Below are 5797 nucleotides of genomic sequence, written 5' to 3' on the forward strand. Positions count from 1 at the left end.
TGGTCAGTGCAGTTCTCATCGGCGTATCTCCCTGTTGACCGCTGGCCGGTTGCAGGACCTGCCATGCGGCAACAAGGCAATCGCGCTTCCGTGAGCCCGTTCCTCGTCTACGGATCACATATGGACCTATCCGACCTTGAGTTCTGGGCATTCCTCGCGGTGGCGATCCCAGGCTTGTTTCTGCCGGTGATCATCGTGTGGTGGAAAGGCAGTCCCATCGTCCCAGTCGCCCTGCTCAGCCTCGTGTTCTGGCCCGGCGCGCTGATCCTGGCGCTACGGCTTCGGCGGCGGCAGGATTTGTAACCCCAGCCGTGACAAGTGTCTGAACGATAAAGATGTTGGCGACGTTCAGAGCGAGACCGATCGAATTGATCCGTTTGGAGGAACGTCCATGTCGATGAAGACACTCACCTTAGCGGCTGCGCTCACTCTTGGAGTGTCCAGTGCCGCCGTCGCTCAGACCGCGGCCGGCGGCGGCAGCGCCGAGGGTAACATGAACAACCCGGGCTCGGTGAAGAGCAGCTCTGAGAAGTCCATGGGGGGCGGCAGCGGCTCGATGGGCACGGGTACGATGAGCACAGGCGCGGGGCCTGGCACCAGCGGCGGCCCGCCCGTTAGCACGCCCGGCGCGCCCACCGGCAGCGGTTCGGGCAACGGTGCCACCGGTAGCGGCGCCGCTCCGAGCGGTAAGTAGCACATCATCGCCCCGCGGGTTAAATCCGCGGGGCACGCCTTAAGCTCGATGCTGTGTCTTCGATGAGCCGAAACCGTTTATGGTACGCCGCATGCAGGCGGTCCCGAACGCATTTTGATCTTGTTCCCTCGCAGTGGATCCATGAATCTATCGTCTCTCACCGCTTCGGCCTTCGGCACACCCGCAGTTCTACTGTCAGGGTCGGTCGATTACGAAATGTACAAGGATTTCCGGCGTCAGCTGACGCAGGCGAGCGAGCGTGAACTGGTCGTCATCGAGCTGTCAACACTTGGCGGTGACCCGGAAGTAGCGCGCATGATGGGTGAGGACGTCCGCTATCACAGCGAAATGGAACGAGACCGACGCTTCGTCTTCCTGGGGAAGGCAGCGATCTATTCCGCCGGCACCACGTTCATGAGCTTCTTCGCCCGGCAGAACCGGTATCTGACCCGGGGAGCGCGGCTGATGATCCACGAGCGCAAGCTGGACAAGCACCTGCATATCCAGGGGCCACTCACCACCTGCGGCGCTGTGCTCAAGGCAACGCTGAACGAGATCGAGGCGTCGATCGCCATTCAGAACGAGGGCTTCGAGAACCTCATCCGCGGCTCATCGGTTACGATGGAAGAGGTGCTGCAACGGGCCCCGGAGAATTGGTACATCGAGGCTGAAAAGGCAAAAGCGCTCGGGCTGATTGAAGCCGTCATGTGACGGCGTAAGCGCATGCTCCCCCCGCAAAAATCGAATGCGATGTCAGGCCGAAGCGGCGACATTGCTCTGCGCGGCTGTTACATTACCGATCCTTCCCGCACACGTACCCGATAGGTGTTCGCGACACCACACGGCCCCGCGGCGGGTAAGCACGCGACGACAGGTGGGTTCTGGGCCAGTTCCCCATCGAGCGCCCGTGATGCCTCGGCCGGGCAGCCGCGTGAGGGTCGGCGCAGCGCCGCGGGACTGGAGACCGCGAGCGGCGGCCCACGGCCCATCAGTGCAGGGGCTTGCGCACCTTCGTCAGGCTACGCGCGATCTCTTGGCCGATCGCCAGCAACAGATTTCGTGCCGGCGCCACAAGACACTCGATGCCCGTCGCCTGGATGGCTTCGTAGGCGGCGACACCGTGCTCCGCGGCGGCATCAAGCTTGTCCCCGCCGCTCGTATGGCGATACCGCCCGTCCGCCTCGATCTCGGTGATATCGAGCACAATCCCCAGCGTCACCGTCGGCTTGCCCGCGACATCGAAGTAGGTCCGACCACGACACAGGACCCGACCGATCCCATCTTGTTCGGACCGGACACGGTACTCGCTGATGTACACACCGGGCGCCGAGGCCGCACGACACATCTGGGTGCGTAGCCAAGCGACATCATCGGTGTAAACGCCGGCCAGCGCCTGAATAGGGTCCAGATCGTGGCCCGCGAGATCGACGTCCCCTGCCAGCAGCGTGGCGGCTTCGGAGCAGTAGCGCATGACTTGGCGGCCGTGATCGTATTCCCATGTCCCGACGATACCGGCTGCTGCGAGGGCGTTGTTTCGGCCTCTGGCTTCCCCTGCTCCGTGAGCGGGGTCATCGCCCGCCATGGCGTTTCTCCGAGCCTTGGTTCTGATTATGCGTACAATTGCAGGTGGAAACGCTGACGTATAGTGGGCGACAGGGCGCAGTTTTTTCAACTTGCAGTCAAAATTCCTTTGAACGATCAACGCCGCGGCATAGTCCATCCCAGACTTCGCGGATGCCCGCGGGGATGGCATGGACCGATCCGATCGCGATACGCCGTCAGCTAGATGGCTACAGGCCATCGCGAGTGCGCTGGGCCTGCCGGTGGAGGCGTTCTCGCGGCCCCCGCTGGATGACACGCGAGCGCTCCATCCGCTGCGGAGGTGGCGGAACTCCTGATGCTGTTCCAGCAGATCGCGAACCCGCACCATCGGCAACGCTGTCTCGATCTCGCGCGCTCCTTCGTGAGCCGAGCAAGCGAGGATCCGCCGACACTGCGATGAGCACGAGAGCCCTCACGGAGGGCCGGAGGTTTAAGCTTCCATCCGAGCCACGTCCCACAGGTTGTTCGATCGGAGCGACGGAAAATGGTGCGACTTTGTTCCCGTGACCCGGCGATCCTGTTGTAGATGAGGTTGCCACGAACACCCAAGGACCCCACCCCCTTGTCGACGGGGTAACCATCTCGGGCCTACCAGCCGCGTCCCCGGGGCGGCGGTGCGAGGATCGGCATGGGTGACGACATGGCGGCGCTTCTGCTGACCGCTGGCAGCGGAGAACGCCGAGCTGCGCGAGCAATTGGCGGCCGCTTAAGAGATGCTCCTGGAGACCGCAATCGACGCCGGCCACCTGCACGCCTGCATCGAGGCGGTGCAGGTGAAGCGAGATGCGTGGCGGGCCGAGGCTGAACGGCTATGCATCTAGAAGCGCCAATTTCGCCGACCGGGGATGCGTCGTGCGACGTTATCAGATAGTCGGCGCGTGTGTAGTGACGCTCCATGATGACGGCATTCGAAATCATTCGCGCGTTGGCTCATGACGCGACGGTCGGCGTGATCATAACGGACACGACGATCCTCCCGCCTGGTCCAGTTATTCTGTATGCCAACGAAGCTTCTGGGCGGCTAGTTGGACGAAACCTGCAGGATGTCATAGGTCGCAATCCACGGATCATGCAGGGCAAGGAGACGCGCCGCTCGACGCTCGACACCTGCCATCGTGCCCTCATTGCTGGTGAGCGCTTCCATGGCTACCTCACCAACTATCGTGAGGACGGGTCCAAATATCGTGTCGAGATCGACTGCCGGCCCCTGCGCGCTGCCGATGGGCGGATCGAGAACTTCGTGGCGTTCGAGCGCGCAGTGACCCGACGGATCGGGCGTCCCACCGTCAGCGCGGCCGGTCGCTATGAGACCGGTTTGGTAAGTGACGATCCATTAACCAGTGCCTTGCGCGAACTCGCTATCTTTAAGCACGGATAAGTTGTATTGTTTCTAATCACGGCGGCGTAAAACTGCTTTTAGGGACTGATATGAGTTAATTTCAGCGTAAATACAGGTCTTGATCGAACGCATTAAGCGCAAAGTAACTCTCGTTACCTAATGTCGCCGTAAGCGATGAGGCGAGGGTCGACGTGTCGGCAGGGTGCTCCTCTGGTCGACTGCCTTCAGATTTGTCGTCAAGCAGCACAACAATCTTGGGGGAACGGCCATGTTCGGTGGAACGCGCGCGCATGCGGATCAGGCAGCTAAGCTCGACTCCCTCGATCGCTCCCAGGCCGTGGTCGAGTTTCAGCCCGATGGTACCATCCTCACCGCCAACGCCAACTTCCTGACCGCCATGGGCTACACCTTGCCCGAGGTGCAGGGTCAGCATCACGGCATGTTCGTCGAGCCCTGCTACCGCGACAGCGCCGAGTACCGTAGCTTCTGGGATGGTCTGCGGCGGGGCGCTTTCCAGTCCGCTGAGTTCAAGCGCATCGCCAAGGGCGGGCGGACCGTATGGATCCAGGCGAGCTACAACCCCGTACTCGACCGCGCAGGCCGCGTGGTGAAGGTCGTCAAGTTCGCGGCCGACATCACCGAACAGAAGGGCCGCATGCTCGATCTCGACGGTCAGATCGCCGCCCTACACCGCTCGCAGGCGGTGATCGCCTTCGATCCGACCGGTACCATCCTCGACGCCAACCAGAACTTCCTCGACGCACTCGGCTACCGGCTCGAGGAGATCCGGGGCCGGCACCACAGCATGTTCGTGGACGCGACCGAGCAGCAGGGCGCGGCCTACCGTGGGTTCTGGGATCAGCTTGGACGCGGTGAATTCGCCGCTGGCGAGTTCCGGCGCATCGCCAGGGGCGGCCGCGAGGTCTGGATCCAGGCGAGCTACAACCCGATCAAGGACGTGGATGGCACCGTGCTGAAGGTGGTGAAGTTTGCCGCCGACATCACCGCGCAGGTCCAGGACCACCAGCGCCGGACTGAGGCGCAGCGCGCGATCGGCGCGGATCTCGACGCGATCGGCACCGCGGTCGAGGCCGTCACCCGGCAGACGGCCGAGGCGGCTGGCACGGTCGGGCAGGTCTCGAACGACATCCAGTGCGTGGCCTCAGGGGCGGAGGAGCTGTCGGCCTCGGTCGGCGAGATCAGCCAGCAGGTCAGCCACGCCGCGCGCATGGCGGGTGAGGCGGTCGAGCAGGCGCGCCGCACCGGCGGCATCGTCGAGGGCCTGAGTGGGCAGGCCACGCAGATCGGCGAGGTCGTGACGATGATCCAGGGGATCGCCGCGCAAACCAACCTTCTGGCGCTGAACGCGACGATCGAGGCGGCCCGGGCCGGCGCCGCCGGCAAGGGCTTCGCGGTGGTCGCCTCCGAGGTGAAGGCGCTGGCCGAGCAGACCGCCAAGGCCACCGACCAAATCCGGGCGCAGATCACCGCGACCCAGGCGGCCACGCGCGAGGCTGTGGGCGCGATCAGCTCGATCCAGGGCACGATCCGATCCCTCGACGAGGTTTCGGCGGCGATCGCGGCGGCGGTGGAGGAACAGTCGGCCGTGACCCGTGAGATGTCGGGCAGCATGCATACGGCCGCGCACGGCGTGGTAGCGATCGCGGGCGGCATGGAGGCGATCGCGCGGGCGAGCGAGCGGGTCGACGCCGCCACCCAGCAGGTGCGCGACGCGGCGCGGGCGGTGGGCTGAGGTCATGAACGACACGGGCGAGGAGGCTGCAGTGCAGGCCAGCCTGGACGGGGCGCTCGGTGACCTACTTCGTGCAGCCGTCGAGAACCCGACAGAGCCCGACGCAACGAGCTATGCCCGGATCGACGCCGTGTTCGACCATCGGATGGCGCCGCATCGGCATCTGGCCTGGGCGCTGGCGGAAGCCGAGAGGCTGAAGCGTCAGCTGAAAAGTGGCCTGCGCGGGCACGCCCCCGATGCTGTCGAAGACGTTGCCAGCGCGAGGGCCCCCAACCTGGGTGAGGCGCAACGGTGACGGGTACGCTCATCCCGCTTCGATCTGACCGCGGTGCCGCATCCGCGCTCGCCGTCTTCGACGTGACGGCGGTAGAGCTACTGCAGGAAGGCCGTGCGGCGACGTTGTCGGACG

At 64.3% G+C, this 5797-nt stretch carries 6 protein-coding genes; 5 read left to right on the forward strand and 1 reads right to left on the reverse strand.

Going from position 1 to position 5797, the window contains the following annotated elements:
- A partial coding sequence (locus MKK75_RS00140) for a hypothetical protein (RefSeq protein WP_244040620.1) occupies positions 1–303 on the forward strand: 303 nt, incomplete at its 5' end.
- 607 nt (positions 304–910) lie between these two features.
- A complete protein-coding gene (locus MKK75_RS00150) occupies positions 911–1405 on the forward strand; it encodes a peptidase S14 (RefSeq protein WP_244040622.1) in 495 nt (164 codons plus the stop codon).
- A 277-nt stretch (positions 1406–1682) separates the two neighbouring features.
- Here MKK75_RS00150 and MKK75_RS00155 read toward each other — a convergent pair whose 3' ends face one another.
- Complete coding sequence (locus MKK75_RS00155; protein WP_244040623.1) at positions 1683–2276, reverse strand: PAS domain-containing protein; 594 nt, start codon at positions 2274–2276, stop codon at positions 1683–1685.
- Positions 2277–3191: 915 nt separating this feature from the next.
- Here MKK75_RS00155 and MKK75_RS00165 point away from each other — a divergent pair.
- The 3 genes from MKK75_RS00165 (at position 3192) to MKK75_RS00175 (ending at position 5683) form a co-directional block, all read left to right on the forward strand.
- Positions 3192–3674, forward strand: a complete 483-nt coding sequence (locus tag MKK75_RS00165; RefSeq protein WP_244040624.1) for a PAS domain-containing protein — start codon at positions 3192–3194, stop codon at positions 3672–3674.
- A gap of 229 nt (positions 3675–3903) precedes the next feature.
- Complete coding sequence (locus MKK75_RS00170; protein WP_244040625.1) at positions 3904–5388, forward strand: PAS domain S-box protein; 1485 nt, start codon at positions 3904–3906, stop codon at positions 5386–5388.
- Positions 5389–5392: 4 nt separating this feature from the next.
- Complete coding sequence (locus tag MKK75_RS00175) at positions 5393–5683, forward strand: hypothetical protein (protein WP_244040626.1); 291 nt, start codon at positions 5393–5395, stop codon at positions 5681–5683.
- The last annotated feature ends 114 nt before the right edge of the window (positions 5684–5797 follow it).

It is taken from the genome of Methylobacterium sp. J-030 (assembly GCF_022829545.1).
Classification (GTDB): domain Bacteria; phylum Pseudomonadota; class Alphaproteobacteria; order Rhizobiales; family Beijerinckiaceae; genus Methylobacterium.

Bases quoted from the DNA above. Each gene is read 5' to 3' on its own strand.
- MKK75_RS00150 (WP_244040622.1), top strand. From the start codon at position 911: ATGTACAAGGATTTCCGGCGTCAGCTGACGCAGGCGAGCGAGCGTGAA.
- MKK75_RS00155 (WP_244040623.1), bottom strand. From the start codon at position 2,276: ATGGCGGGCGATGACCCCGCTCACGGAGCAGGGGAAGCCAGAGGCCGA.
- MKK75_RS00165 (WP_244040624.1), top strand. From the start codon at position 3,192: ATGATGACGGCATTCGAAATCATTCGCGCGTTGGCTCATGACGCGACG.
- MKK75_RS00170 (WP_244040625.1), top strand. From the start codon at position 3,904: ATGTTCGGTGGAACGCGCGCGCATGCGGATCAGGCAGCTAAGCTCGAC.
- MKK75_RS00175 (WP_244040626.1), top strand. From the start codon at position 5,393: ATGAACGACACGGGCGAGGAGGCTGCAGTGCAGGCCAGCCTGGACGGG.